Origin of the sequence: Paenibacillus sp. P3E, assembly GCF_001909045.1 — a bacterium.
Classification (GTDB): Bacteria; Bacillota; Bacilli; order Paenibacillales; family Paenibacillaceae; genus Paenibacillus_AQ; species Paenibacillus_AQ helianthi.
In genome coordinates this window covers 15,948-42,839 of the sequence record NZ_LVWH01000191.1, presented here as the reverse complement: position 1 = coordinate 42,839, position 26,892 = coordinate 15,948, and the positions used below count along the sequence as shown (strand labels likewise).

Here is a 26,892-nt window from a genome sequence, read left to right as displayed (position 1 = left end):
GTTTAGATATATATCTAATTATATCGCATTCCATGGACTGGAGCAAGTGCTATCACCCGGATTTACGGGAAGAATGGCGAAAATTTTAAATTTAGGGTACGCTTTATAGAAAAAGCAAGTTATTATTCGGGAGGCTTGAAGCTTAATGAAAGATGTCATCATAATCGGAGCAGGTCCATGCGGATTATCCGCTGCTATTGAATGCCAGCACCAAGGATTGTCCAGCCTGATCATCGAAAAGAATTTCATTGTCCACTCCATCTATCTCTATCCGACCAACATGCAATTCTTCAGCACCACTGCGCTGCTGGAAATCGGAAATGTTCCTTTCACCTCACCCAATGACAAACCTTTCCGCCATGAAGCACTGGTCTACTACCGGCGTGCTGCGGAACAGCATGGTCTGGAAATTGCCGCTTACGAGGAAGCCTTGTCCGTTCAGCCATTGGAAGATGGGACCTTTGCCGTACATACCCGCAACAAACGGGGAGAAGCTCATACCCGCACGGCTGCCAACATAGTGATCTCTACAGGATATTTTGACCAGCCGAACCTGATTGGAATTCCGGGAGAGGAGCTTCCCAAGGTCACCCATTATTTCGGCGAAGCCCATCCCTATACGGGGATGAAGGTAACCGTAATCGGCGGCAGCAATTCTGCTGTAGATGCTGCACTGGAGCTCGTACGCGTTGGAGCCGAGGTGGATATGGTCTACCGGGGAGCTAGCATTTCTGAGAATATTAAGCCCTGGGTTCGTCCGATCTTCGAGAGCATGGTTCTGAAGGAGAAGATTATTCTGCATGTCGAGTCACGGGTGACTGAAATTACACCAGGATCGGTAATCATCACCAGCCACAGCGGCGATGTAACTGAACTGGATAATGACTTTGTGCTGGCCTTAACAGGATTTAGACCCAGCAGGACGTTACTCTCCTCCGCTGGAGTAAGCATGGACGATAGCCAAGATAAACCGGCCTTTAATCCCTCTACCATGGAGAGTAATGTACCCGGACTTTACATCGCAGGGGTCATTGCCTCCGGACGCAATGCCAATGAGGTATTCATCGAAACCGGGCGCGGGCACGGTCAGTTGATCGCGGATCATATCGTCTCCAAACGTCTGGCCAAGTAAGTTCCACCTCATAAAAATACGCATAGCTCGATCTAAATGGTTGTTAAAGCATTGGGCATATTAGAAAAAAAGGAGTGTGCCGCCTGCTATGGATATAACCTCTTTACTACTTCTCGGTTTTGCAGCACTGGGCATTATCAGTAAAAATTCACCTATTACTATCGCAATGGTTGTTCTGCTGCTGCTGAGGGTGCTTGGACTTCAACAGACTTTTCCCTGGCTGGAAAAGTACGGTCTGACGGTTGGGATTATCGTCTTGACGATCGGTGTGATGACTCCACTGGCCAGCGGGAAAATCTCGCTGGACACCATTTGGCACTCCTTTCTGCATTGGAAGTCGCTTGCGGCAATCGCTGTCGGCATCCTGGTGGCCTATCTTGGAGGCCGGGGCGCTCTGCTGATGGGCAGTCAGCCTACAATTGTTGCCGGTCTTTTGATCGGGACCGTCCTCGGAGTAGCTTTATTCAAAGGAGTTCCCGTAGGACCGCTGATCGCTGCCGGGATTTTGTCGCTGCTGATCGGAAGAGGCTAATCATTTACAACGCAAATACCAAAAAGCTGCAGGTTCGCTCAATGCGCCCGCAGCCTTTTTTAGATTAATGCTATCCTTCAATCCTGTACTTCTTCTCCAATTCCGACTGGTAATGAGAATCGTAACGGATTTGCCTTCCGGGTGTGCAATCGAGCAGCTCTTTGTTCCCATAATGATCAGGATGCTTAGGGTTATGCGGATAATGCTCTTTTACTTTTTGGACGATCTCATCATCCATAAGGGGCAGACCCGCCTCTTCTTCATTTGAGATCATGAGAGGAACAGGGAGTGAATATTCCCGTTCCTCGCCACTTTCCTCCACACAGGACACCGTTATTATTAGCTCTGTCCATCCGCAGCCAATCGGCTGTAATGTATAAATCTCCAGCAATAACTCGCTTGGTGATTGCAGGGACTCAAGGATAATTTGACGGTCTGCACCCACAGGGTATTCTCCGGCAGCTCCAGTCCAGTAGATCCCCTTGGGAAGCTGCAGCCGGACTTCTGCATGTTTCACACCGGTTAAGGGTGCCAGCCGGATCCACAGATGATTCATTCCTTCTTCATGCTCAAGAAAAGACTTGGCGAAGCGTATCTCCAGCGGAAGTGAATTTTCAATCATTGTTTGTTCTCTCCTTTCAGCAGCCGGGTCACAGCCTCAATCATCTCTGATTTCAGTTGCGGTGTGATCTGCGGACTTACCGTGAGCATTACATCTTCGTTAATCACCAGCGTCTCGTGCTGCAGAATGTGCTCCGGCTGGTAGAACCTTAGCCGGGCACCGATGCTGGCAACTTCCTCGGCAGTGAGCGCAGACAGCTTCATTTGAATATCCGCCAGGGACTCCCCGCTCTTGGATAAGGTCAGAATCGCCCGCAAAGATTCCAAGTGTCTTTCGGTATATACTCTTTTATTCCCCACTAGTTCCAGGGGCGGCAGCATCCCTATCTGAGTATAATACCGGACCGTTCTTAAATTTATATCCGCATCCTCCTGCTGGAGAATATCAGCCAATTGCTTACCTGTGTACACATTCATCAGGTTCATCTCCCGTTATAAATCGCCTTATCGCAACAAGTTACACTCGAGTGTGTTGGTTACAGTATACTGTAACTTAAATCGATATGCAACGGTTTTGCTGGAAGGTTCAAGTTCACAAAAAAACGGCCCCTTTAGGGACCGCTTGATCTTGACTCACACCATCTTAAGCATCCAACCTCTGTACATTGAACAGCCGGGCATAACTTCCGTCCAGCGCCATAAGTTCCTCATGAGTTCCCCGTTCGGTAATTTCCCCATTCTCCAAAACGACGATCTGATCCGCATGGGTGATCGTAGATAGTCTATGAGCCACAATTAATGTGGTACGCTCCGAAGCCAGTGATTGCAGCGCCTGCTGGATCAGATGCTCGGATTCCAAATCAAGTGCTGAAGTGGCCTCGTCAAGAATCAACACTTTGGGATCTTTCAGGAAAACACGTGCGATAGAGACGCGCTGCTTCTGTCCACCGGATAGCTTCACTCCGCGTTCTCCCACCTCTGTGTCATACCCATCCGGCAGCTGCATAATGAAATCATGAGCATTCGCAGCCCGTGCAGCCGCGACAATCTCCTGCTCTCCCGCTACGGGATTGCCAAAAAGGATGTTATCCCGCACCGAGCCGCTGAAAAGGAAGTTATCCTGGAGCACCATCCCGACGGTCCGCCGCAAGCTCTCCTGTGTCAGACTCCTGACATCCTGACCGTCCATGCACAGACTGCCTTCCGTAATATCATAGAATCGCGGGATTAGACTGATCAGTGAGGATTTCCCTCCTCCGCTCATCCCGACAAAAGCCACTGTCTGTCCCGGATCGATGCGAAGTTCAATATTTTTCAGTACCCAGTCATTCTCATCGTTGTATTTGAACCACACCTTCCGGAACTCTATGGCTCCCGACGGCGCCACCAGCGGCTTGGCACCTGGTTCGTCGATAATATCATACGGCTCATCCAGAAGCTCCATTACCCGCTCCAGTGATGCGGACGCTTGGGTCAGCACGGTTGAGGAATTGATCAGACGACGCAGAGGCGCGTACATCCGGTCCAGATAGCCGAAGAACGCCACAAAGGTCCCGAGCGACAAATTCCCGTGAATAACCTGATACCCCCCGTATCCGATCACCAGCAGCGGTGCGATATCCGTAAGGGTGTTGATGATGGCGAAGGTTACAGCATTCCAGCGCGTCTGGGCCATGGCCTTTTCCAGAAACTTGCCGTTGATGTCTTCGAACTGCTTCTTGTCCACCTTCTCCATAGTGAAGCTGCGGATAATCGCAATCCCTTGAATCCGTTCATGCAAATACCCTTGTATCGCGGCAAGCGCCTGGGAACGGTCCTTGGTCAACAGCTTGAGACGCTTGTAAAGCGTGTTCACTGCAATGCCATACAGCGGCAGTATAGCAATCGATACGAGGGCCAGCACCGGATTCAAATAGAACATAAAGGCCAGGGCGAACACCAGTGTGAACATATCCAGCCAGACATTCATCATGCCGACCTCAACAAGATTTTTACTTTGCTCAACGTCATTGATAAATCTGGAGATCGCTTCGCCGACTTTAGTATTCTGATAATAACGAAGCGAGAGCCGCTGCAGATGTCCGTACAGTCTGTTGCGCATGTCGAACAACACTCTGCTGGTAATCAGCTGGGCAAAATACTGGCGGTAATACTCCACTGGACCCCGGATAATTACGAACAGCACAAGTGAGCCCCCAAGTATAGTCATCAGCTTCGATACCCTCGCCGCAACAGAGAGTGCCGGATTGTTCAGCAGGTCATCGACCACATATTTGAGGATGAGCGGCAGGGTAAGCGGAATACTGAATTTGATCATGCCGATGAACAGGGTAAGGACAATCCATTTCATGTAGGGCCGTACAAAAGTATAATAAGATTTCCATTGCTTCACAAAAAGTAGCGTCCTTTCTCTTTACCGTGTTGATTGGGTACTGTTGACATTTTCGTTCCACAGTGTTTTTATATTTTTAAGTCCATAGGTACGCGTTCAACTCTAAATAGCAGTACCCGAACTTCAGGAGGATAACGATGTCCAGACAATTTGTGACCGAAGCCGTCATGATGGCGATTTACGGCCAGCTTCTCATTCCGCGGAGCCCCGTAGAATATATAGTGCCTTACACTACCGTAATGGAATTATACGAACTGCGGGACAGCGACGAACCTCTGATGAGCCATGCAGAGGATGACCAGCATGTGAAGCTCAAAATCCGCGAACTTATTGCTTATTTCGAGGAGCCGCTGAATTCCAAAAAAATCAACCGCTGCCTGAACATTCCCTGGGCCAAAAGCTCCGGCATCCTGCTGGGCAGCCACGCACAGATCACTATTATCAACAGTGTCGATAACGCCACGTATGGAGAAGCGTTCGATCCGATTGAAACGGAGCTGCTGCTGACCTCTCAGAGGGAGAAAGTGCCGATTCTAACCGATCAATTCGAGCTGATTCAGCGCATTATTGAAGGTGGTGTCCCTGTTCAGGTGTTTGATATTGATGATTTTGATTTTGCCATGGAGGAAGAAACCTTCCGCAGCTCGCACTAGGCTCTTCCCGCTCATGCAGCGTGCGCAATCCCGCTCTAGCCACCGCACAAAAAGCCCTGCCTTTTGGCAAGGGCTTTTTGTCCATATCAGCATCCCGCTGCATCATTCGTTCTGAACCCCGGCTACCGCCTCAGGTTTATACACATACTCAATATCATCCTCGGCTTCCGAATACACAATGGCCAGGCTATAACCCTCCATATACCAAAGATCCTGCTCTTCCATATAAAAAATAATTCCCGCCTGATCCGTCTGCACAGCAGGACGACCTGGAGGCTCATCCGCAATTCCCAGCGAGAAGCCTGGATGTAGTCCTCCTCCCGAGCTGTAGCGGGGAAATAAACGGATGTAAGCCCCGTCCCGCAGTAAAAGTTCCCGCTTGAACCAGGCGGCGGCGTCTTTGCTGACTTCCATCTTCATCTGTGTAAGCACCTCCTGTATATACTAATCATACTGAAATTATGACTATATTCCAAATCATTTAAGCGGATATCATTCTACAGCTTATTCGAAATTTATTCAAAATTACATTTGACAATTCTTCAGGCCGGGTGATAAACTCTGAACATAACGAATCGTCTTCAAGTTATTACCAAAATTAATGAAAGGGGTGAGCGCGGTGTTTAACCTTGTACCTGTATATTTCCTCACTATTGTCGGCACGCATACACAACTGAATACCGAAGCAGCCCCAGCAGTGGAAACCTCCTGAGATTCATGCGCGTTATGCGTAGCGTGTGAAATCAAATTAGGCAAGTCTCTTCCATGTCTCTGTGCTGCATTACAGCACCGTGGACATGATAGCTGATGTAAATTACAGGCATATCATCCGTTACCGGATGGTATGCCTTTTTGTATGCTGGTAAGAGTTGCCACTTTCATTAATCACCACCGTCTTGAGCGTTTCTTAAAAGCCGACAATCATTTCAACACGAAAGGAAGGGATTTCCCTTGTTCTCCGTTCTCCGCAATCTCGGCTGGTTTTTCCGCCGTGAAAAAAAACGCTATGCTATTGGACTCATTTTACTGATTGTAGCCGGTGTTCTGGAGCTTCTGCCCCCCCGCCTGCTGGGCAACGCCATTGATGACATTGTCAGCGGTTCAATCACCGCAAGTTCACTCATGAAGTACATTGGCATGATTGTTCTCATGCTGCTGATTATCTATTGGATCACCTACATATGGATGCACAAGCTTTTCGGAGGGTCCAACCTGGTAGAGCGCCTTCTGCGCTCCCGCTTCATGAATCATCTGATGACCATGACTCCTTCGTTCTTTGAACGCAACCGTACGGGTGATCTGATGGCCCGTGCCACCAATGATATCCGGGCTGTCTCGGCAACCGTTGGCTTCGGGATGCTTACACTCGTCGATTCCACCATCTTCCTTACTGTCGTGCTCCTCGCCATGGGTTTCCTGGTTAGCTGGAAGCTGACCCTTGCGGCTGTACTGCCGCTGCCGCTTATTGCGATCGCTATGATCTTCTACGGAAAAGCCATTCATGACCGCTACAGTCTGGCGCAGGATGCTTTCGGAGATATGAACGATCAGGTGCTGGAGTCAGTATCCGGTATTCGCGTCATCCGCGCTTATGTACAGGAACGGCATGACGAGAAGCGTTTTAGCGACATTACGGAAGATGTCTACCACAAGAATATGGCCGTAGCGCGGGTTGATTCCTTCTTTGAGCCAACCATCCGGCTGTGCGTCGGACTCAGTTACATTATCGCTCTTACTTATGGAATTTATCTTGTTTTCCGCAACCAAATTACCTTGGGAGACCTGGTCTCCTTCAATATGTATCTCGGGATGATCGTCTGGCCGATGTTCGCCATTGGTGAGCTGATCAACATTATGCAGCGCGGCGGCGCTTCACTGGAACGGATCGACGAAACGTTGAATTCAAAACCAGATGTGCAGGATATTGCCCAACCGGTTTCTGTTGCTGAGCCAGCCACTATTGAAATGAAGGACGTAACCTTCCGTTATCCCTCTTCAACGATCGATAATCTGAGCGGGGTCAGCTTCTCCCTCACCCAAGGCCAGACCCTCGGCGTAGTCGGCCGTACCGGGAGTGGGAAATCCACCTTGCTCAAGCAGCTGCTGCATGAATATCCGACAGGCCAAGGAGAAATTCTGATTTCGGATGTGCCAATAGGGCAAATCGCCTTGGATCAGCTCCACAGCTGGATGGGGTATGTACCGCAGGAACAGATTCTATTCTCCAAATCCGTGCGCGAGAACATCCAGTTCGGTCACCACGGAGCCAGCGATGACCGCATTATGGATGCGATCACAGCAGCAGCATTCCAGAACGATCTCGGTACCTTATCCGACGGTCTGGATACCTTGGTCGGTGAACGCGGTGTCTCCCTCTCCGGGGGCCAGAAGCAGCGGGTATCGATCTCCAGAGCTTTTATTGCCAATCCTGACATTCTGATTCTGGATGACGCACTGTCCGCCGTTGACGCACGGACTGAAGCCAAAATTATTGAGAACATCCGTGAGGAACGGGCTGGTAAAACTACATTAATCTCGACGCACCGCCTGTCCGCTATTGAGCATGCTGACTTGATTGTCGTGCTGGATAATGGACAGATTACCGAGCGCGGGACCCATCAAGAACTGCTGGACATGAACGGCTGGTACCGTGAGCAATTCGACCGGCAGCAGGTAGAGAACAACCTGACCAATGAATAATGGGTTCTATCCATCCAAGGTGCAATAGTAACAAAACTTAAGCGTATGCTTACGAAGCCGAGTTTTGTACGCAGTGAAATCCATGAAGATACGCTTACAAAACTTTTAGGAGGTGTCACCGTTGACACAGAGTACAGGCAAACGCCTGCTGCAGTATGCTTTAACTGCCAAAAAGACGTTTATCGCAGCCCTATTGCTGCTTACCATCGGAGTGGCGGCCGAGCTCGCTGGCCCATTTATCGCCAAGAGCATGATCGATAATCATATGCTGGGCATCGAGAAGCCCTACTTCCAGACCCCTTCATCCGAGGAAGCAGCTGAATATAACAACATCTACTACAAACGCAGTGACCGTTTTGCACCGGGTGAGGCCAAAGGCCCGGAGGTCCGCCTGCTTCAGGAAGGCAGAGCCTTCTATTTCATCAACGAACCGGTAGCGCAGCCTGACGGCGAGCGGACCTACCGTGATGGCTCACTATATATCAAGCGTGGAGATTCTGAAGTTGTCTACCCGGCTGTGAAGCTGTCGGCGGACGAACTGTTTTCCTTTTACAAACCCGAACTTCCTGGAATCTACGAACTTGTAGGCTTGTATGCCCTGTTCCTGGTGATTTCGATCTTTGCAGAATTCGGCAAAACCTACTGGCTGCAATCCTCGGCCAATCAGGTGATCCGCAAGCTGCGGACCGATGTGTATGCGCACATCCAGCGGCTGCCGGTTTACTTTTTTGACAACTTGCCTGCCGGCAAAGTCGTGTCCCGGGTGACAAATGATACGGAAGCGGTAAAAGATTTGTTCATCGCCGTACTGTCAAACTTCAGCACAGGGATTATTAATATCCTAGGCGTGTATGTAGCCCTGTTCCTGTTGGATATCCGTCTTGGCCTGGTGAGCTTGTTCATCGTGCCGATCGTGGTTCTCTGGATCATTCTGTACCGCAAGGTTGCCACCAAATATAATACCATTATCCGATCACGCCTTAGTGAGATTAACGCCATTATCAATGAATCGATTCAGGGGATGTCAATTATCCGTATCTTCCGCCGCCAGAAGCAGAGTAAGGAAGAATTTGAGAAACTCAATGACGATTATTTGAAATATCAGAACAAAATGCTGAATCTGAACGCCTTTACGTCCCACAATCTGGTGAATTCACTGCGCAGCCTCTCCTTTGTGCTCGTCCTGTGGTACTTCGGCTTTGGTAGTCTGGGCGGTTCTACCTTTGTGTCACTCGGTGTGCTGTATGCGTTCGTCGATGTGCTCGGACGGATGTTTCAGCCGATTACCGGGATGGTCAACCAGCTTGCCAACCTTGACAGCTCCATGGTTTCTGCGGGCCGGGTGTTTACGCTGATGGACGAACCCGGTGAACCGGTCACCGATGGAAGTATGCCGCGTTACAAAGGTAATGTAGTATTCAAGGATGTCTCTTTTGCCTATAAAAAAGACTTCGTCCTGAAGGACATCTCCTTCGAAGCACGTCCCGGCGAGACTGTGGCCCTTGTAGGCCATACCGGATCCGGCAAAAGCTCGATCATCAACTTACTGTTCCGCTTTTACGATCCGCAGCGCGGCACCATTACGATTGACGGTGAGGAGGTTAAAGGCATACCGAAGCAGTGGCTGCGCAGTCACATGGGTATTGTATTGCAAGACCCTTACCTCTTCACCGGCACCATCGCTTCAAATGTAAGTCTTGGAGATGAGCGAATTTCACGTGAACGTGTGGAACGGGCACTGCGCGAAGTGGGTGCAGATAAACTGCTGGCCCATTTGCCTCAAGGCTTCGACGAGCCGGTGGTCGAGAAAGGCAGTACCTTGTCGGCAGGCCAGCGCCAGCTGATTTCGTTCGCCAGAGCGTTATCCTTTGATCCGGCAATTCTGATCCTGGATGAAGCCACCTCCAATATCGACACGGAAACAGAGAGCCTGATTCAGGAAGCGCTCGAGGTACTCAAGAAGGGCCGCACTACCTTCATCATTGCCCACCGCCTCTCCACCATCCGCAGTGCGGACCAGATTCTCGTTCTGCACCGTGGAGAGATCGTAGAGCGCGGCAGCCATGATGAATTAATGGCCCTCGGCGGAAGATACTTCCGCATGTATCAGCTGCAACTCGGTGCTGGCGGAGGCTCGGAGCTTCCGGCTCCCGCTCCGGATCATCGGTTAGAAGCCGTCTTACAGCCATCCATAAAACAAGTGTAACAGTACGGCATCGTTCTCTAGGATGGAGCCCATACCACAATCAGCCCCTGATGCAGACCTTTGGCATCAGGGGCTTTTGTATGCTTGTGCAGAGAACATTTGTTCCGTATAATGAAAACAATACATAAGAACGGGGTGGAAACAGTGATCACATATTCGCTCAGCAAACGGCAAGCCCGGCAGTTCCTGCTTCAGCATCAACGGCTCGTCTCCGGCGGCTCACCTCAGGGTAAGGCTGCCATTTACGACTTCGTCCGCCATGTGGGCTGCATTCAATATGATCCGCTCCGAATTGCCGTTCATAATCATGAGCTTGTGCTCCAGGCGCGGATTCCGGGTTTCGTCCCGGAGCTTGCTTCGGAGCTGCTCTATAAGGACAGACTGCTGGTCGACGGCTGGGACAAGAATATGTCGATCTACTGCACGGAGGACTGGCCGTACTTTCAGCGCCGCAGAGATATGGCAGCAGAACGTTATCAGGGTAATGAGGCACTTGGAGCTATGGTGTCACATGTACGGGAAGAGCTGATCCGGCGCGGCCCCCTCTCGTCACTCGAGCTGGAGAGCAAGGACAAGATTGATTGGGCCTGGGCACCGGCACGGCTATCCCGTGCGGCGATGGAGAGCATGTATTTCTGGGGTGAAATATCCGTTCATCACCGCGTACACACTCGCCGCTATTATGATTTCACGGCGAAATTACTGCCTGAGCATCTGCTCAGCACCGAGGATCCCAACGTGACGTCTGAGCAGCATTATGACTGGTATGTGCTGCGCAGGATAGGCAGCATCGGCCTGCAGTGGAACAAATCCGGCGACGGCTGGCTGGGAATTGCAGGCTTGAAGAGCAAGGAACGGACAGCCGCAATTAATCGGTTGCTGCAAAGGGACTCCCTCCGCGAAGTTCGCGTCGATGGCCTGAAACTTCCGCTATACATGCGGACCTCAGATGCCCATGTATTGGAAGAGATATTGGCGAACGGCGGTACCCTTAATCATAACGAAGCCGGCGTTGATTTCGCCGCCGCACTAGCTCCGCTCGACAATCTGCTCTGGGACAGAGAACTGATCAAGCAATTATTCGGATTCACTTACCGCTGGGAAGTATACAAACCTGTCGCTGAACGAGAGTACGGTTATTATGTGCTGCCACTGCTTTATGGAGACCGTTTCATTGCGCGCTTTGAACCGGTGGTGGACAAGAAAAACGGTGTACTGAACATTTTGCGCTGGTGGTGGGAACCGGATACGGGCTTAAGCGCGGAGATGATCCCCGCGCTTACATCAGCTTTAGAGTCGCTTGCAGAATGCACACGGGCCTCGTCGATCCGGTTCGCTCCCGGAGTGGCGGTGAGCAATGGGCTTCAGGCTCTGGAATCCCGCTTTCAACAATAATTCAACTATTCAAATCAGATTTTCTTCTTCAAGACCCAGTTTGCTATACATTTCAGTGCAGTAGCCCTGCAGTTTGATCTCAAGCCTCCTGGCTTTATTCTTGAAACGCTTCAGTTCACGAATCATATGCGCTCTGCCCGCAGGTGTGAAGGTCTCCTGAATTCGCTCTTTGAAATAGTCGTGTACAATATGATTACGCTGCTTCCATACAGCCTGAAGCTGGTTGGTTTCCTCTTCCGAAAAAGGGAAGTGATGCTGGATTTCTTTGATGAGCTGGCCGAGTGAATTGCTGAGCTTGCGCTGATACAGTTCTGCAAGATCTGCTTCTGTAGGCGTTTCTCCCTGAGACAGCTTCGTTAGGAGCAGCAGGTTAGTTAACTGCTGCTCCAGTGCCTGGCAGTAGTAGACAGCCAGGCCGAAATAAGCAAATAGCTCTTTGGATTGTTCACTCTCCGGTATGTGTGTATCCTTCATCTTTCCTCCCGTTCCTCTTTCTGTCTAGTATTTTACATCATTATAAGCTTTTGCTGTCATCCATACGGCTGGAGCGGTATAGATTGAATCCAGTGAACAGCACGATATAGATCAGTGCATGCATGAAAACACCCAGCACATGTATAAGGGGCAAATCATCCGCATTCATTAGGGCATCCATAACCGGATATGCCGGTGGTAGCAGAATATAAACGAAGGGACCTGGAATGAGCTCACTCAGCTTATGGCTGCCAATGGATAAAATTACAACTGTAAGCATTAGTCCCGCGGCATAACTCGTTTTGGTTACCCAGGAAGCCTGGAGGTACAAGGATATAGTCACACCCAGCAATCCCAGGAGCGCATGCCCGGCGAATGCGATAACTATCCTGTATAGACCTGCCGGTTCATCAAATTGTCCTGTAAGCACCGGATACGCCACAATCAGCAGGTCAAGCAGCAAGATCAACGCGCCTAAGGTAAGGAGAGTACCGGTGTTATATCGGAGTTTGCTCCTTGCTTGAACGATTGAAACCTGCCGTTGCACCGGATGCTCATGATTCAACAAGCTTAGACCTAACCAGGCAGAGCCCACAAACAGGATAATGGATGTGGCGGCATAGCTGTTCATCACGGGATTAGGTTTATAGGAGTAAAGGAGCAGCACAGCGATAACTGTAAAAGCAGCAGGACCGAAGTACCGCTGTGAAGCAGTATAGCTGCGAAGCATATAGAAAACAAGCCACCTCATCCCGCTGTTCCCCCTTTGACTGGTTTGGGGTCCATCCATTGCTCCAGACCACCAGCACTCAAACCGCCGCAAGGTTCTACAGATACTACTGACCCTTCTGCCTGCAGGATGTGGCGAAGATAATCATCTGCAGCTGCAATCTCTAGAGTCGCTGCTAAATAATCTCCCGGTGTACCATCCAGTGGATGTATGGAAATCACCCCGGGCATGTCCATAATCTCTGCTTTTCGTTGCTCTGAAATGCCTTTGCAAACTATGTAAACAGCGGGTGTCACCCGCATTTCCTCTTGGCCATGGATGGTTGTAACCGTTCTGCCAGCATGCAGGACATGTACGCTGTCAGCCAGAGCTTCAATGGTCTGCGGCTCATGGATGGAGAATACAATCCCCGTCCCGCTGCGCTTCAGCTCCTTCAGATGGCCGATCAGTGTATGCTGCGCGGGAAGATCAAGTCCTGACATCGGCTCGTCGAGCAGCAGCAGCTGCGGGTGTGCGATCAGACTTTGGATTAAGTTCACTTTTTGCAGCATTCCTTTGGAAAACCCGTCCATCCGCTGTCTGCGAAACTCTTCCAGATGAAACATCTCCAGCAATTCTGCCATTCTGGCTTCTGCTTCAGCTAATGCAAGACCCGCAATCCTGGCCATGCTGAGTAAATAATGCTCTGCCGACATCTTTAGCCCCGGAAAAGCTTCAGGGGCATACCCCGTGGCAATCCTGCGCCCGCTGCGCACCATAGTCCCGGAGGATAACTTTGTCAATCCGGCAAGAATGGAGAGCAGTGTGCTTTTTCCCGAACCATTCCGGCCAATAAGGGCCGTTGCCGCTCCACCTTCCACAAGCAAAGATACCTCACTCAACACAGCACGCCGGTCATAAAGCCTTGTAGCCCGGATCAGCTCAATAATTGGCGTTGGACCGTCCGTCTGCTGGCTAGTACCGATATCGGCAAGAGACATACCGCTATCCTCCCCTTCACTTTCTTCATAACCATAAATTCGCCGGGGCGGCTTCGATTTCCTTTTAAACCTGACAAATGATTCATAATCACAGCAAAAAACCAGAACCCCACAGTATGGACTGCTGGAGCCTCTGGTCTTGGAATACTTCTGCTAGAACCTTATATAAAGGGATTGGAAACAGGATTAAGCATATACCTCTACTGCGTCACTGATCAACCGGCAGGCGATTGCAGTGGCACGACAGGAATCAATACATCCCTGACAATGGGTATGTACATGCTTGCTGCTCTCATCCGCACAACGTTCGCAAATTTCTGCGCACAGGCGGAGAATTTCTGCAACGAACGGACTTTGACGGGTCATGGCCTGGACAGCGAATGAGCAAATATCCGCAAACTCCCTGTCCAGTCTAATGCTCTCACGAAGCGAGGCAAGATCGTATTCTTTTAGGCTTGCGACGTAGCTATAGTTACAGGCATTCATAGTTTGAATACAAGCGTCGATGCACTCCTGATATTGAATTCGGGTCATAGCCTTTTACCTCCTGCAATTATTATAGGGTATGCCTATGTATTAACCTGCAAGAATAGGAACGAACCATTCTCCTGCCGGGAGGAATTCCCCTACAAGCTTCTCTTTACAGCCGCGGGCCTAGCCAAAATGCGCTTCTCCAACTGGAGAAGCCGGGTACGAAGGTCACTGGAAGAAAAGTGCTCACCGATGAATACCGCCACATCCGGCACTTCACCCTGAGGGGTGATTTTCATGAAATCAGCCTCTCTGTAGGCATACTGGAACAGAAACCGGCTGGAGGTATCACTGAAGGTAACAATTCCTTTTGCACGGTAGACATCCCTAGGGAGTTCCTTGACAAACTGTTCGAATTCCTCGCTGTTCACTGGGCGTTTGAAATAGTGGGTATACGCCATCACATGGTCATGGGTAGAATGTGAAGCACCCGTCCATTCAGTATCCTTACTTGTAAGATCCTGATCCTCTGAATCCTGAAGCTCTTCGCCTTCCCCGAAACGGGCTTCGGTATGAATGCCGCCAAGACCATCCAGCAGCTCTTCTGGTTCAAGCGCACAGCGGACCGCAGGCAGGATTTCCGCATAAGCGTTCCATTTGCGCAGAATCTCAGTAACCTCTTCCGCTTTCTCCTTCGTCACCCGGTCGGTCTTGTTCAGAATCAGCACTGAAGCGCAGCGGATCTGTTCCTGCATCAACCGGTAAGTCGCACCTTGCTGGGAACGGTACAGCTCAATCAGATGTGCAGCATCCACTACGGTAATCAGACCTTTCAGCTCCACCAATTGATACAATGAGATTTCAGTAACTGCATCTACAATCTCAAGCGGATTCGCTGCACCGGTCGCTTCAATGACAACCACATCAGGTGACTCTTTTTTAATCAGCGTAGCAAGCTCTGTGCTGAGATCGCCGCGGATGGAGCAGCAGATACAGCCGCCGAGCATCTCCGCCATCGGAACCGACTGCTCGACCAGCAGCCCGTCCAGATTCACCTCACCCAGCTCGTTCATCACTACCGCGGGTTTGAGCCCCAGGCCCTTCCAGTGGTCCAATAGGCGCTGCAGTAATGTTGTTTTGCCGCTTCCCAGAAATCCTGACAATATATAAACCGGCATAGCCTGTTCCATGTTTCATCTCTCCCTGACAAAATTCCGTTATGGTAGCGAGTGTACTACAAGTGTCTTTACGGTGCAAGGCGACAGCTGAAGTATAAGGTCCATTATCGGCCCTACTCCTCCAACTTGTCTTTGCCACGTTAATCCCCTATCATGGGGAATAAATTGATAAATTGATGAAGAAGGAGTTGGTCCGCTTGTCATCCGTTGATGAACACCGGCGCGAAGCGCCCCAAAGTGTGACCTGTTATGTCATAACGGTCTCGGACACCCGCACACCGGAAACCGATACCGGAGGCGCGCTGATCAGAACTATGCTCGAAGAATCAGGATATGTGGTCATTGGCAGTACGATCGTGAAGGACGATTATGAAGATATCCGCGAGCTGGTCTATAAAAGCTCCGTTCACTCAGGCATCGAAGCCGTGCTCTTGACCGGTGGAACGGGAATCTCCCCCCGGGATACCACTTATGAGGCTGTGGCTTCCTTACTGGACAAAACACTCCCTGGCTTCGGAGAGATCTTCCGGCTGCTCAGCTTCACCGAAGACATCGGCTCCGCAGCTATCCTCAGCCGGGCGATTGCCGGTACCATCGGCAGCACAGCAGTCTTCTCCATGCCCGGTTCAACTGGTGCGATCAAGCTCGCTATGGAGCGGCTGATCATCCCGGAGCTAAGACATGTTATGCGGGAGATCTATAAACGTTCGTAGAGACCAGTTCCATACGTCATGACAAACAACCCGCATGTATACAGGGTGGCTTACCACTCTTTTACAGGCGGGCTGTTTATGAACCAGCTTTGGCACAATGTTGCGACTTCTCTTACTCTTCGGGAGGGTCTGCGTGAATATCCGTATCTGGCGCCGTGTTCACCCAACGCAAGAACGTTACCTTAAGTCCGGAACGGGTGGGGGCGCAGACAAACGGACCTGCCTTTTTCCCAGTCTCATATGGAAAACGCGCCACCCGGATCGTCCGCCAAGGATGATTCTCTGTTCTGGCTCTGATGACTACCGCATCATTCATCCGTGAGGCCCGGACCGTAACCACCTCTCCAGCCCATTCCGCTACAGGTGACAGCGACCAATCGGAATAAACGTCGGTCACAACCGCACCGATATGAGGTACACCGTCGTTCAGCTCTATTCCGGCTTTGATCCAAACCTCAGGACTGAGCCACAGCATGATCCCTGCCTGATCATACAGCTCTGTAAACCCATGCAGTGAAAAGCTGACCTCAACAGCATCACTGTCCTCCCAGGGAGCCAGGAGCGCGTGCCCATTGACATGCTGGAACCCGTACATTGTTTTTTCCCAATAATCGCTGCCCTCTGCTGCTGTTACAACGAATACTCCATCCTGTACCTCAGCCGAGACTGGATGATTGCTCCAATCTCCACTCAGCCAATCCACTGTTCTACTCATATAGAGACCTCATCTTTCCGCTTATTCATTACAACATTGATCTTCTCTGAGCTGATAAGCATTATAACAATATATCCCACAAGGATGAACGGAAGAATCACAAACGAGCTGCGGGCGGCAATCCATCCCAATAACGGCGGCAGAAATGCACCTCCTGTATACGCCATAGCCATTTGATAGCCCATAATTCTTTGGGAATGTTCCTTCCCGAAGCGGGTAGGTGTCTCATGGAGCATGCACGGAAATATCGGCGCCGAGCCAAGTCCCACAAGAATAAATCCAAACAGGGAATATACAGCCGGCAATGGCAGTAACAGCAGCAGTGCACCCAGCATCGAGATCAATATACCGGTACGAATAAGCTGGCGGTTATTAAATCTGAAAGTGACAAAACCGGTGACCAGTCTGCCCACTGTTATCCCCCCATAATAGAGAGATACCCAGCCAGCAGCCGTTGCTGCTGACAGTCCCTTCTCATTGACCAAAAAGCTGCTGCCCCAGAGTCCAAGCGTCGCTTCTACCCCGCAGTAAAAAAGAAAGGTAACCAGCGCCAGCTTCACACCCTTGATGCGCAGTATACCTGCTACAGGAATCTGCGGCGAGATGACTTCCTGCTGAACATCTGTTGCTGCTGCCATTGATTCACCTGTCGGTTCTGCCCGCTTCCAGAGCGGTAGGGCAATGAACAGCAGTATAACCAGCACGAACTGAATCAGGCTGACCGTCAAATATCCTTGCCGCCAGGAATCACCCGCAGCAATATAACGCGACATTATAATGGGCCCAAGCATAGCGCCTACACCCCAGAAGCAGTGAAGCCAGCTCATGTGGTGGGCTTTGTAGTGGGTAGCTACATAATTATTCAGCCCGGCATCAATGGAGCCAGCACCGAGTCCAAGCGGAAGGCATAACACAGCCAGCCAGATGATCGAAGGCGAGTACGAAAAGCCGAGTAAGGCGAGTGCAGTCACAGCAACGCTGATAAAAGTAACTTTCCCCGTGCCCAGCTTCTGCAGCACCATCCCACTAGCCAGACTAGAGATGATTGTCCCCGCGACAACGATCATGGAGAGTAGTCCCGCAACATCCACCGGTGCTGCGAAATCGGGACGCATCATCGGCCAAGCCGCTCCAAGCATCGAATCCGGCAAGCCAAGACTGATAAAAGCCAAATAAATAATAATGAGAAAAATAGTAGACATGGAAGTCAACCGCCTATACTCCAGATTTGGTCAATTGCAGCCCTGTCTCCAGGGTTGATAGTGTTGAAACGATCATTCCTTGCAAATAATCTCCAGCGAAATCCATACTGAGCACAATATGAGGAACCGCACCAGGCGGCAGCAACTCTGCACATTGTTCCGTAATACCAATCAGATGTCCCTCCTGTAAAAAGCTGCCGTATAGTACCACCGACCCCGGGTTTAGTACACTGCTGACCGCAGACACCAGCCTGGAAATGGCGTAAGTCAGCTTCTCCGGTGAGGACTGCCATTCACTGCTGCCCCAGGCAATACCCAAAGGGATATTGGCCACTTCCCCGGCAAAACCACTTTTCCCTTTCTGAAGTCTGCCGTTCATAATAATCCCAGCCCCTGGCGGAAAACGGTCAGGAAAGTATAAATAGATTGCTGGAGCGTCTGTCTCCATCTCAGTTCTGCTGTAGTTTCCGATTGCCGCAGCGTTGACATCATTCTCGATAATTACCTGCTTCTGGTAACGCTGTCTGAAATGTTCCGCTACTGGGATACCGCGCAGTGTATCATAATCTGATACCACCAGTCTTCCATCTGCTTCTGCACCCGGCAGTCCAAAACCAATCGCCCCTATAGCGGGAAACCGCTTCAACACTTCATCAATGATGACTTCGAAGCAGATCAGATCAACCTTTTGTACAGGTATGCTCGCCTCATGCAGACAACGCCCAAAGAGTGTAACCACGGTGCAGCGGATACTGATCCCTCCAAGCTCTTCAAATGGAAACAGGATCAATGCCAAGGCGTGCTCATCATTGTATATGTACTGCTGGGCAGGTCTTCCCCCACTGGATGAAATTCGCCCCGCCTCCACCACCTCGCTATGCTGGATTAAAATTTCAAGCACTGTACCGACTGTAACGATGCTCAGGCCTGTTCCCTCAGCAATCTGCCGTTTGGTGGCTTGTTTACATTCCTTCAGAACACGCCGCACCAGGTTGATATTCACTTCCTTAATAACCAGAGCGTTTCCTCCGATATTCATCATTACTGTTCACCCCACTTATTATAATACTTTATAAAAGTGTTTTATTAAATAGTTTTTTTCGTGAGGTTTTGACATAAAAAAGCCCGGCAGATCAATTCTGCCAGGCCCGTCTATTTATTGATGAGTACAGATGTTATTCGTCCTATAAATCCGGGTGCTCGTGTTTGGCTTTGAGACGGTTCCAGCGACGCTGTACTTCACCCTCGAAGGCGCGCAGCGCCGGTTCGTTTTCGGGCTTGAGAAGATGACGCGTTTTGCCCATTGTTTTCAGCCATGCAGCAACTTCCACGCGCTTGTCTTTCTCTTCCGGATTGTACGTAATCGTCGTCGTGCCCTGTTCTACTTCATAGAGCGGGAAGAAGCAGGATTCCACTGCCAGCGATACAATATTCGTACCGTCCTTGTCTTCACTCATCCAGTTCAGCGGACATGCAATAAGAATCTTGCCATAGACCAGACCCTCATTCTGGGCATACCACTGGGCTTTGGCCGCCTTCTTAAGCAGATCCTGCGGGTAAGCCTCACAACCGGTAAATACATAAGGGATGTTGGTGGCTGCCATAATCTGAGCGGTATCCTTATGCTGGGTTACTTTACCCTGCTGTGTTTTGCCGATGCTTGAAGTCGAAGTCCGGTGGCCGAGTGGTGTGGAATACGACTGTTGGGCGCCTGTATTCATGTATCCCTCGTTATCGTACTCAACAATAATCATCTTGTGACCGCGTAGTGCAGCACCGATAGCCGGACCCATGCCGATATCCATGCCCCCGTCACCAGTTACCATGACAAAGGTAAAGTCTTCCTGTAGTCCCAATCCATCCAGTTCTCCGCGGCGTTTGCGTTCCCAGAACATCTCCACGACACCAGACAACGTAGCTGCACCATTCTGGAACAGGTTGTGGATGAACGTCGATTTATGAGCTGAATAAGGATAACCGGTCGTTGTGACCATTGCACAGCCCGTGTGATACAGGGCAACAATATCCCCTTCAATTCCTTTGAAGAACAGCTCCAGACCTGAGAAAATACCACAGCCCGGACATGCGCCGTGTCCCGGTGATAGCCGTCTCGGTTTCTTCATCAGGCTGCGGATTGGCGGAACCTTCACACTAAGCTTACCTGTCTCTTCGTTCTGCTTCACGGTGATAAGACCTGTCTTCAGTGATTCAAAACTCATCGGCTTCAGCAGACGCTTCGGCGCTTTGTCCGGCGTTCCAGGATTGTGGCCATAGTAATCAAACGGAATTTCCACACGGTCAGCAACAACTGCATCCATTGCCAATTGGAAGAAATGATGTCCGTCTTCGGCATAGAAGTCCTTGCCTCCCAGTCCATAAATCCGGCTGATTACTTTGGTGGTTGTATTTCCGTAAGTGAACAGCGCTGCCTTGATCTCGTTAACCATGTTGCCGCCATGTCCGCCGACGGAATCCGCACGGTCACCGACCGTAATGGCCTTCACATTCTTCAGCGCTTCAGCGATTTGCTTCTGCGGGAAAGGGCGGATCATGTTCGGAGAGATGGCTCCGGCTTTGATCCCCTGGAGGCGAAGCTGGTCCACAACATCCTTGATGATCTCCGAGGCGGAGTTCATCAGGAACACGGCAACATCGGCATCTTCCATCCGGTACTGCTCGATCATCGGATAGTGTCGTCCGGTCAGCTCAGCGAATTCCTGGGCAATCTCTTCGAATACCTCTCCGGCATTGTACATCGCAACAGATTGCTGATAACGGTTATTAATATAATCCGGTTCGTTCATGTACGGTCCTACGGTAACTGGATTGTTGCGGTCCAAGGTGTCTGTGAAGCCCGCTGGGGGCTGTTCGCCAACAAACTTGTGAACATCCTCCCGATGGGCAAAGGCTTGCACGCGCCGCTTCTGGTGAGATGTGAAATAGCCGTCAGATGCGACCATTACCGGAAGTCGGACCTTGGCGTGTTCAGCCAGCTTCAGGGCCATCAGATTCATGTCGTAGACAGATTGAGGATCACGACACATCAGAATCGGCCAGCCGGTATTGAGGGCAAAATATAGATCGGAGTGGTCACCGTGAATATTAAGGGGACCGGAGATCGAGCGGCAGATCAGGTTCATGACCATAGGCATGCGCGTACCTGCTTGTACAGGTAATTGCTCCAGCATGAACATATAACCTTGGGCACTGGTTGCGTTGAATACGCGTCCGCCTGCAGTTGATGCGCCGTAACAGATCCCCGCAGAGCTATGCTCACCATCGGAAGGTACAAGCATGATGTCGTGCTGTCCGCTGGCTTTCATAGTATCCAGGAACTGGGCCACTTCAGTGGATGGCGAAATCGGAAAATAGCCCATCACGTGATAGTTGATCTGATGAGCAGCATATGCAGCCATTTCATTACCGGATTCATATAGGAATTTCTGCTCCACTTTGGTGGAGCCTACTTCTTGTTCATAATCAATAGCCATTATTCATTCCACCTTTCTTCCAAGGATTAAACCTGTGTAATCAGATCAAATTGGTGATGCACTGTGTGGGTGTCCGCATAGCCTTCCTTCTCACGCTGGCTTGACAGTGCGGATGTCGGACAGGCATGGACACATTTCAGGCAACCCTTGCAATATTGATAATCGATACCCGTCAGGAACATTTGTGAACGGCCCTTGCGGTCAATCCGTTCTTCCCATACAAAGCACTGATCCGGACATACCGTATCGCACTGAGCACAGTGGATGCACGCTTCGTTCTCATACGCCGGGATCATACCGGAGCGGGAAATACTCAAATTTTTCAGGAAGGTGCTCCCTGGATTAATAATAGATCCGCCAATCGGCTGTGTATCATAACCCAGAACTCCAATATCGGAACGGACATATTCAGGCATGCTATCCCCTGCAGCCAGCTCAAATTGCATAAACTTCACTTCATTATAACCGCGGTCAAATGTTGTGATGGCTGATTCGACAGCCTGGGGATATTTTTTGCCAAGGGACTTCTCAATAACATCCTTCATCGTTGCGGTATCAAGAAATGGACAAAGCCGGAACAACGCACCCAACATTGCCATATTCACGCGATTTTTCTCTTTCAGTGCAATACTTGTTGCATCAATTACGGCAATGGTTCCGGCTTTCATCTTCAGGAGCTCTTTCAGCTCCTCCGGCGATTTGGCCGAATTCACGAGTACGGTGCTCTGCTCATGAATACCACTGGTCACGTTGACTGTCTTGGCCAGCGCTTCATGGAATACACCCACAACATGTGGACGTTCCACAGGAGAGGTGTCGCGGATAGGTGTGTTCAGATCACAGAAACGGATATGCGCCTTAACAGCAGACCCCTTCTTCTCCGAGCCGTAAGATGAGAAGCTGACACCATTAAGGCCCGCTCCGACCACCCCTGCTTCTGCGAGCATTTTGCCCGCCAGGTTCGCACCTAAGCCTCCAATGGACTCCAGACGAATCTCAAAAAATCCGAGATCGTTAACGATAGGTAATTGTACCACCGACATAACCCCTTTCTTAGTGTCAAGTAGAATAACATCCTTTTGACTTTTTCAACGATTGTAACTTGATTTTGCAAGTCGCGAAGTGACATATCTTGCATTTTCCACGCCTCAGGAATCACAATAATTTATGGATTTCAATTGATTTCTTTATACGCGACAGTGCTGTGTTACTTTAATAGAAGATAATCTGCCATAAAAACGACAACATGTGAATATTGTGTGTTAACCCGCACTTCCCAAGTCGAATGTGGAACAAATGTCACCCTTAATTTAGCAATAAAATTAAAAATTAAGATGTTAAAAATGTCACATAAAACATGATCGAATCATAGTATCAGCAGCATCGTCAATGACCTTTATTTCTTTTACGAGCGGTTTTTTTGCGTTCAGTTAGTGTCACTAATTTTCTTAAAAAACCCGTTATCACGGATGTGTTTCGATTCCTTTTTCCGCCTTTTTAACGCGTTCTGTTAGTATCTTATAGCGGAAACTATGATGCACAAAAAAGCCCGCCATCATAAAATCACTGACGGGACAATGTTTGTGTATTCACTTGATTTTAATATCACAGAAATTTCCGTATACAGCGCAAATAAATATACCCCCCTGTAACCGCAAAAAATAAAGCGCCGATACATAAAAATCGCCATAGACTGATAATGTTTTCTGAGGGGGGAGTCGAAAGGGCCATTCCTAGAAGTATGCAAATCCCGAACGTTAAATCACATAGCAAAGGTTTTACTACCCTCTTTAAGTTCACTTTTGAGAAGAATAACACTTTAATATTCCAAATAGAAGCCATTGTTTCAAGCAACAGAATTGCAAGAGCAGCCCCCTTATATTCATAACCAGGGATTGCCACCAAAAAATATTGGACCATGATTGAACATACAATTCCAGTAAGTATCCCCATGAAAGGATTCTTCCGGTTATCCTGCGCCCACAAAATACTGGTGGAAATCTCCCGAAAACCAACGATAAGCGGAATTGGGGATAGATATCTAATCATATTACTTGCGCTATCACTATGAAAGATGTAATAAGATAACTCGTCCGAGTAGAAAAACAAAAACAAACTCGTTAGTCCTCCCCATAACCAACATGTGCATATGGCTGTATTACAGAGACTATTGAATTTTCTCTGGTTACCCTGCTGCCATTCGGCAACAATTTGACTGGTTAAGATATGACTCAATGCTCCAATAAACAACGTAGGCGCATAAACCACAATAACAGCCATTCCATAAATAACTCCGTATATAGCGGTACCTTCAGAAGCAGTGTTTCCCGCTGCAACCAGACGATCGGGAATAATAAGAGCGTCAAGGAATTCTGAAAATGGAATTAACAGGCGGGTAGCTGAGATCGCTAACGAAGTGTTCACAAACCAGGACGTTGTTAATAATTGATCTGGAGCCCTGCTAAGGGGGAACTCTGCTTTTTTAAGAGAAATGCATACAGTCAATATAATGAAGGAGAGGAACGCCCCTAAAAAAGTACCGTATAGTCCATATCCAACTGCCCGTTCTACACCGAGCGACAGTAGCTGTCCAACAATCAACAGCATGAATACAGTTCTGAATGCCTGCTCAGCGATCTCAGACAGGGCGATGATCCCGACTTGTTTCAACCCTTGCAAGTATCCTCTTATTAATCCGAGAAGGGGAACTATCCACAAGGATGGAGCAAGGCTGCGAATTGCATATGCTAATCCAGGGTTTCCAAGCAACTGACCAATAGTGGCTGAATTCTTAAAAATGCTCAGACCAAGAACGCAACCGGAAAGAACGAGACAGAGGAACACTACCTTAAAAATCCTCCAACCCTGTTTAGGTGCTTTAGCTGTTGCAATTGCAAGCGTCGTTGGTAGACCGCTGGTGAGCATCAAAATGAAGCCGTAAAAGGAATAGGCAATTTGGTACAGTCCTATTCCCTCAGCACCAACGATTCTTGTAAGGATCACACGGCCAGCCAGTCCAATCAATTTCACTATGAACATGGCACCGGCTCTGATCATGAATTGATTGAGAAGCCGCGGTATCCCCATGATTCCCTCCAGCATAAATATAGATTCTTATCTCTATATTTATGACTGTGAACCCGCGATATGCTGACAAGCATTAACTTACTCAATCTTTGATATGAAATAACTGATATTTGGTATCCCGATCCCACCCTAAATCAAAAGGGACACGATACCGGTCTGCGGTGTGCGAATTGACCAAAGGGTAGCCATAATCATCAAACCCGACTACAACAGAAAAGTGGTCCGTATCGTTATGCCGCAATATATAGCCTATAAGATCACCAGCCTGCAGCTGAGAAATGGCTCCCCCGGGGTATTTTTGCGAAGGAGTGACGATATGATGGTAATCGCCTTTGGCAATCAGAGTTCCATAACCGGATCTGGTTAAGTAATTACTAAAGGCATCCGTCTGTACCCAGGTTTGCGTTCCTCCTGAATTCTGAAAATAACGCCAACCTCCCGCCATGTTCAACCCCCCTCCTTCCTCTGGGTCACCTATTACTTGTGAAGCAAAATTGGTACAGTCTCCGCCCTTACCCGTGTAATCCAGGTATTTTTTATTATAATGATGCTTATTCCCTGCTCCCCACGCAGCACCAGCGTATTTATTGGCATAATGTACAGCCCGTTTCCGCTTATACTTTTGTCCGTCTGCAGGTTCGGACTTTGCCCGAACTGCTGGGGCTATGCCCTCAGGTCCATCAGCAATTTTGGCAGGGTTCTCATCCAGCGGATCGAGGTACCATTCCCGGGCGATCTTCCAACGGCCTTCACTTTTCTTTAATGTGAGAAAGTGCCTCGTTCCAACACCGAAGACTTGCTCCTGCATGACTTTATTGATATATACATATCCTACTTTATGAGATTGCACCAAGGAGATTCGGGCCTTATCCTCAACAATGCTCTGACGGATAATACGAATACTGGACTCTGAGCTCGTCAACTTCAACGCCCTTTTCTCCGCCCACTTGTTTACATACTCTTCCCGCAAATGCTCATGCTGCAGTGCCATTTGGCTAGCTTTTTCCGGAAGGTAATATTTATTAATGGACTCCGGGTACGGATGAATTAATGCCTCCGCCCGGGCCTTGAACATTTCGTTCAGCTCCGCTTCCATTTCATGCTTGTCCGGTTCAGCCTTTGCACCGGGTAACGGGAAAAACAATGTGGCCGCAAAAATAATGCCTGCGGCAGCACAGATATACATCTTTCTTGTGAACTGTTTCATAGTTTCTCACCTATCTTCGCAAAGATGACTAATCTTTGTTCATGTTCTTTTTTCTTTCTGCTATATCTTCCTGTACAGGTGATCAGATTCATGCGGTATTCATCGGTTTTCCCAAATATCCGCTCCACTGGTGCTTCTGCCGGGGTAAAAACCTCTGCTGATTGGACAGTGTAAGTTAACCTGTGTTTCAGCTGGTCAGAGACAATAATCAGATCCCCCTGCTTCAGTTTTTTCAGCTTGTAAAAAACCGCCGGCCCAGTATAGCTATCCACATGTCCGTCGATAATAACATTTCCCTTTTCCCCGGGTAAAATTCCGGGATATAGTATTCCCGTCACACCCGTGTTCTTAGGCACGTCCATTTGCCCATTAGCAAGGATGGTAACAGGCTTGATTACTGCCTTAACTGAAATGGAGGGAATTTCTATGATATCCGGCAAAAATTTCTCCGGAGGAACTTCAGACTTCTTGACCTCCAAAATCTTCGGCTTTTCTGAAGGAGCCGGGGAAGCTTCGGGGATTAAGGTTTCCGCTTTCTCATAGTTGCCGGAGTGGTTGTCCAAGCAACCGGCAAGACTAATGCAAATGAATATCACAAAAAATAAAGCAGCCCATTTTCTCATGTTTAGAAAAGAAAGAGGGGGAAGTGATCCGCCCTCTTTCGTCCTCCTATTCCATTTGCTCACTGGCACCGCCAAAACCGGATTTTGGCAGCTTGGTTGCTTTTATTTTTATTCCTTTGGCTTCCATGCTTTTTGCCTTCATGCTTTTCTCCTTCATGCTTTTCTCTTTCATGCTTTTCTCTTTCATGCTTTTCTCTTTCATGCTTTTCTCTTTCATGCTTTTTGCTTTGATTCCTTTAGTCTCATGTTGTTGCATATGCATTTTCTTTTCGTGTTGAGTCTCACTAGGTGATGCTTGTACCGCAGAAGCAGTAGATAGCATAAGACATACTGACATAATCGCTATTGAGATCTTTTTCATTTATAACCCTCCTTAAAAATTGTTCCCCGCATATTAATATCTCCATAACGATTTATTTTAGTGGAGTAAATTCATCCCATTCCTTCGGG

The 26,892-nt window shown here is 49.2% G+C and carries 25 protein-coding genes; 7 read left to right on the top strand and 18 right to left on the bottom strand.

The window, feature by feature from the left end:
• Window positions 1–145: 145 nt before the first annotated feature.
• On the top strand, window positions 146–1,132 hold the full coding sequence (locus A3842_RS22915; RefSeq protein ID WP_074086212.1) for a YpdA family putative bacillithiol disulfide reductase: 987 nt from the start codon (window positions 146–148) through the stop codon (window positions 1,130–1,132).
• An 88-nt stretch (window positions 1,133–1,220) separates the two neighbouring features.
• Window positions 1,221–1,664, top strand: a complete 444-nt coding sequence (locus A3842_RS22910; RefSeq protein WP_074086211.1) for a DUF441 domain-containing protein — start codon at window positions 1,221–1,223, stop codon at window positions 1,662–1,664.
• 70 nt (window positions 1,665–1,734) lie between these two features.
• Here the strand turns inward: A3842_RS22910 and A3842_RS22905 are convergent, their stop codons facing one another.
• The 3 genes from A3842_RS22905 to A3842_RS22895 form a co-directional block, all read right to left on the bottom strand.
• Window positions 1,735–2,286 carry a hypothetical protein gene (locus A3842_RS22905; protein WP_074102847.1) on the bottom strand — a complete coding sequence of 184 codons (552 nt, stop codon included), beginning with the start codon at window positions 2,284–2,286 and terminating at the stop codon, window positions 1,735–1,737.
• Window positions 2,283–2,702, bottom strand: a complete 420-nt coding sequence (locus A3842_RS22900) for a MerR family transcriptional regulator (protein ID WP_074102846.1) — start codon at window positions 2,700–2,702, stop codon at window positions 2,283–2,285. Before A3842_RS22900 ends, A3842_RS22905 begins: the two co-directional genes overlap by 4 nt.
• Before the next feature lie 166 nt (window positions 2,703–2,868).
• Window positions 2,869–4,617, bottom strand: coding sequence for an ABC transporter ATP-binding protein (locus tag A3842_RS22895; protein WP_074102845.1), 1,749 nt, complete (start codon window positions 4,615–4,617; stop codon window positions 2,869–2,871).
• A 137-nt stretch (window positions 4,618–4,754) separates the two neighbouring features.
• On the opposite strand from A3842_RS22895, the gene A3842_RS22890 reads away from it, so the two are divergent.
• On the top strand, window positions 4,755–5,270 hold the full coding sequence (locus A3842_RS22890) for an ADP-heptose synthase (protein ID WP_074102844.1): 516 nt from the start codon (window positions 4,755–4,757) through the stop codon (window positions 5,268–5,270).
• A gap of 102 nt (window positions 5,271–5,372) precedes the next feature.
• Here A3842_RS22890 and A3842_RS22885 read toward each other — a convergent pair whose 3' ends face one another.
• A complete protein-coding gene (locus tag A3842_RS22885) occupies window positions 5,373–5,690 on the bottom strand; it encodes a HesB/YadR/YfhF family protein (protein WP_074102843.1) in 318 nt (105 codons plus the stop codon).
• Window positions 5,691–6,221: 531 nt separating this feature from the next.
• Between A3842_RS22885 and A3842_RS22880 the strand changes: the two genes are divergently transcribed.
• The 3 genes from A3842_RS22880 to A3842_RS22870 all read left to right on the top strand — a co-directional run bounded on the left by A3842_RS22880 (window position 6,222) and on the right by A3842_RS22870 (window position 11,571).
• Window positions 6,222–7,970, top strand: coding sequence for an ABC transporter ATP-binding protein (locus tag A3842_RS22880; protein ID WP_074102842.1), 1,749 nt, complete (start codon window positions 6,222–6,224; stop codon window positions 7,968–7,970).
• Between the two features lie 121 nt (window positions 7,971–8,091).
• Window positions 8,092–10,176 (top strand): ABC transporter ATP-binding protein, encoded by a 2,085-nt coding sequence (locus A3842_RS22875; protein ID WP_074102841.1) that lies wholly within the window; start codon window positions 8,092–8,094, stop codon window positions 10,174–10,176.
• 111 nt (window positions 10,177–10,287) lie between these two features.
• On the top strand, window positions 10,288–11,571 hold the full coding sequence (locus A3842_RS22870; RefSeq protein WP_256701818.1) for a winged helix-turn-helix domain-containing protein: 1,284 nt from the start codon (window positions 10,288–10,290) through the stop codon (window positions 11,569–11,571).
• 9 nt (window positions 11,572–11,580) lie between these two features.
• On the opposite strand, the gene A3842_RS22865 is transcribed toward A3842_RS22870, so the two are convergent.
• The 5 genes from A3842_RS22865 to A3842_RS22845 form a co-directional block, all read right to left on the bottom strand.
• A complete protein-coding gene (locus A3842_RS22865) occupies window positions 11,581–12,045 on the bottom strand; it encodes a hypothetical protein (RefSeq protein ID WP_074086203.1) in 465 nt (154 codons plus the stop codon).
• Between the two features lie 40 nt (window positions 12,046–12,085).
• Window positions 12,086–12,796 carry a hypothetical protein gene (locus A3842_RS22860; protein ID WP_074102840.1) on the bottom strand — a complete coding sequence of 237 codons (711 nt, stop codon included), beginning with the start codon at window positions 12,794–12,796 and terminating at the stop codon, window positions 12,086–12,088.
• Window positions 12,793–13,755 (bottom strand): ATP-binding cassette domain-containing protein, encoded by a 963-nt coding sequence (locus A3842_RS22855; protein WP_074086201.1) that lies wholly within the window; start codon window positions 13,753–13,755, stop codon window positions 12,793–12,795. Before A3842_RS22855 ends, A3842_RS22860 begins: the two co-directional genes overlap by 4 nt.
• A 186-nt stretch (window positions 13,756–13,941) precedes the next feature.
• A complete protein-coding gene (locus tag A3842_RS22850; RefSeq protein WP_074102839.1) occupies window positions 13,942–14,289 on the bottom strand; it encodes a four-helix bundle copper-binding protein in 348 nt (115 codons plus the stop codon).
• 92 nt (window positions 14,290–14,381) lie between these two features.
• Window positions 14,382–15,416, bottom strand: a complete 1,035-nt coding sequence (locus A3842_RS22845) for a CobW family GTP-binding protein (RefSeq protein WP_074102838.1) — start codon at window positions 15,414–15,416, stop codon at window positions 14,382–14,384.
• 164 nt (window positions 15,417–15,580) lie between these two features.
• Between A3842_RS22845 and A3842_RS22840 the strand changes: the two genes are divergently transcribed.
• Window positions 15,581–16,117: a MogA/MoaB family molybdenum cofactor biosynthesis protein gene (locus A3842_RS22840; protein ID WP_074102837.1), complete on the top strand. Its 537-nt coding sequence runs from the start codon at window positions 15,581–15,583 to the stop codon at window positions 16,115–16,117.
• Window positions 16,118–16,229: 112 nt separating this feature from the next.
• On the opposite strand, the gene A3842_RS22835 is transcribed toward A3842_RS22840, so the two are convergent.
• The 9 genes from A3842_RS22835 to A3842_RS22795 all read right to left on the bottom strand — a co-directional run bounded on the left by A3842_RS22835 (window position 16,230) and on the right by A3842_RS22795 (window position 26,803).
• Window positions 16,230–16,832, bottom strand: coding sequence for a DUF1349 domain-containing protein (locus A3842_RS22835; protein ID WP_074102836.1), 603 nt, complete (start codon window positions 16,830–16,832; stop codon window positions 16,230–16,232).
• Window positions 16,829–18,034: an MFS transporter gene (locus tag A3842_RS22830; RefSeq protein ID WP_074102835.1), complete on the bottom strand. Its 1,206-nt coding sequence runs from the start codon at window positions 18,032–18,034 to the stop codon at window positions 16,829–16,831. The genes A3842_RS22835 and A3842_RS22830 overlap by 4 nt, the downstream gene beginning before the upstream one ends.
• Window positions 18,035–18,047: 13 nt before the next feature.
• Window positions 18,048–19,076 carry an ROK family protein gene (locus A3842_RS22825; RefSeq protein WP_074086195.1) on the bottom strand — a complete coding sequence of 343 codons (1,029 nt, stop codon included), beginning with the start codon at window positions 19,074–19,076 and terminating at the stop codon, window positions 18,048–18,050.
• Between the two features lie 142 nt (window positions 19,077–19,218).
• The gene (locus A3842_RS22820; protein ID WP_074102834.1) at window positions 19,219–21,525 is read right to left on the bottom strand and encodes a thiamine pyrophosphate-dependent enzyme; all 2,307 of its coding nucleotides are present in this window, start codon (window positions 21,523–21,525) and stop codon (window positions 19,219–19,221) included.
• Window positions 21,526–21,551: 26 nt separating this feature from the next.
• Window positions 21,552–22,562, bottom strand: a complete 1,011-nt coding sequence (locus tag A3842_RS22815; protein ID WP_074102833.1) for a 2-oxoacid:acceptor oxidoreductase family protein — start codon at window positions 22,560–22,562, stop codon at window positions 21,552–21,554.
• Window positions 22,563–23,130: 568 nt separating this feature from the next.
• Window positions 23,131–24,582 (bottom strand): oligosaccharide flippase family protein, encoded by a 1,452-nt coding sequence (locus A3842_RS22810; protein WP_256701817.1) that lies wholly within the window; start codon window positions 24,580–24,582, stop codon window positions 23,131–23,133.
• Between the two features lie 112 nt (window positions 24,583–24,694).
• On the bottom strand, window positions 24,695–25,819 hold the full coding sequence (locus A3842_RS22805) for an amidase domain-containing protein (RefSeq protein WP_074102832.1): 1,125 nt from the start codon (window positions 25,817–25,819) through the stop codon (window positions 24,695–24,697).
• Window positions 25,816–26,505 carry a class F sortase gene (locus A3842_RS22800; protein ID WP_143186344.1) on the bottom strand — a complete coding sequence of 230 codons (690 nt, stop codon included), beginning with the start codon at window positions 26,503–26,505 and terminating at the stop codon, window positions 25,816–25,818. The genes A3842_RS22805 and A3842_RS22800 overlap by 4 nt, the downstream gene beginning before the upstream one ends.
• Complete coding sequence (locus A3842_RS22795; protein ID WP_074102830.1) at window positions 26,489–26,803, bottom strand: hypothetical protein; 315 nt, start codon at window positions 26,801–26,803, stop codon at window positions 26,489–26,491. The genes A3842_RS22800 and A3842_RS22795 overlap by 17 nt, the downstream gene beginning before the upstream one ends.
• Between the last annotated feature and the right edge of the window lie 89 nt (window positions 26,804–26,892).

Excerpts from the sequence above, each read along its gene's own strand:
- A3842_RS22840 (WP_074102837.1), top strand. The coding sequence starts at position 15,581 with ATGAAGAAGGAGTTGGTCCGCTTGTCATCCGTTGATGAACACCGGCGC.
- A3842_RS22900 (WP_074102846.1), bottom strand. The coding sequence starts at position 2,702 with ATGAATGTGTACACAGGTAAGCAATTGGCTGATATTCTCCAGCAGGAG.
- A3842_RS22905 (WP_074102847.1), bottom strand. The coding sequence starts at position 2,286 with ATGATTGAAAATTCACTTCCGCTGGAGATACGCTTCGCCAAGTCTTTT.
- A3842_RS22820 (WP_074102834.1), bottom strand. The coding sequence starts at position 21,525 with ATGGCTATTGATTATGAACAAGAAGTAGGCTCCACCAAAGTGGAGCAG.
- A3842_RS22845 (WP_074102838.1), bottom strand. The coding sequence starts at position 15,416 with ATGGAACAGGCTATGCCGGTTTATATATTGTCAGGATTTCTGGGAAGC.
- A3842_RS22805 (WP_074102832.1), bottom strand. The coding sequence starts at position 25,819 with ATGAAACAGTTCACAAGAAAGATGTATATCTGTGCTGCCGCAGGCATT.
- A3842_RS22795 (WP_074102830.1), bottom strand. The coding sequence starts at position 26,803 with ATGAAAAAGATCTCAATAGCGATTATGTCAGTATGTCTTATGCTATCT.
- A3842_RS22865 (WP_074086203.1), bottom strand. The coding sequence starts at position 12,045 with ATGAAGGATACACACATACCGGAGAGTGAACAATCCAAAGAGCTATTT.
- A3842_RS22855 (WP_074086201.1), bottom strand. The coding sequence starts at position 13,755 with ATGTCTCTTGCCGATATCGGTACTAGCCAGCAGACGGACGGTCCAACG.
- A3842_RS22835 (WP_074102836.1), bottom strand. The coding sequence starts at position 16,832 with ATGAGTAGAACAGTGGATTGGCTGAGTGGAGATTGGAGCAATCATCCA.
- A3842_RS22810 (WP_256701817.1), bottom strand. The coding sequence starts at position 24,582 with ATGATCAGAGCCGGTGCCATGTTCATAGTGAAATTGATTGGACTGGCT.
- A3842_RS22890 (WP_074102844.1), top strand. The coding sequence starts at position 4,755 with ATGTCCAGACAATTTGTGACCGAAGCCGTCATGATGGCGATTTACGGC.
- A3842_RS22910 (WP_074086211.1), top strand. The coding sequence starts at position 1,221 with ATGGATATAACCTCTTTACTACTTCTCGGTTTTGCAGCACTGGGCATT.
- A3842_RS22825 (WP_074086195.1), bottom strand. The coding sequence starts at position 19,076 with ATGATGAATATCGGAGGAAACGCTCTGGTTATTAAGGAAGTGAATATC.
- A3842_RS22885 (WP_074102843.1), bottom strand. The coding sequence starts at position 5,690 with ATGAAGATGGAAGTCAGCAAAGACGCCGCCGCCTGGTTCAAGCGGGAA.
- A3842_RS22830 (WP_074102835.1), bottom strand. The coding sequence starts at position 18,034 with ATGTCTACTATTTTTCTCATTATTATTTATTTGGCTTTTATCAGTCTT.
- A3842_RS22870 (WP_256701818.1), top strand. The coding sequence starts at position 10,288 with ATGAAAACAATACATAAGAACGGGGTGGAAACAGTGATCACATATTCG.
- A3842_RS22860 (WP_074102840.1), bottom strand. The coding sequence starts at position 12,796 with ATGAGGTGGCTTGTTTTCTATATGCTTCGCAGCTATACTGCTTCACAG.
- A3842_RS22850 (WP_074102839.1), bottom strand. The coding sequence starts at position 14,289 with ATGACCCGAATTCAATATCAGGAGTGCATCGACGCTTGTATTCAAACT.
- A3842_RS22915 (WP_074086212.1), top strand. The coding sequence starts at position 146 with ATGAAAGATGTCATCATAATCGGAGCAGGTCCATGCGGATTATCCGCT.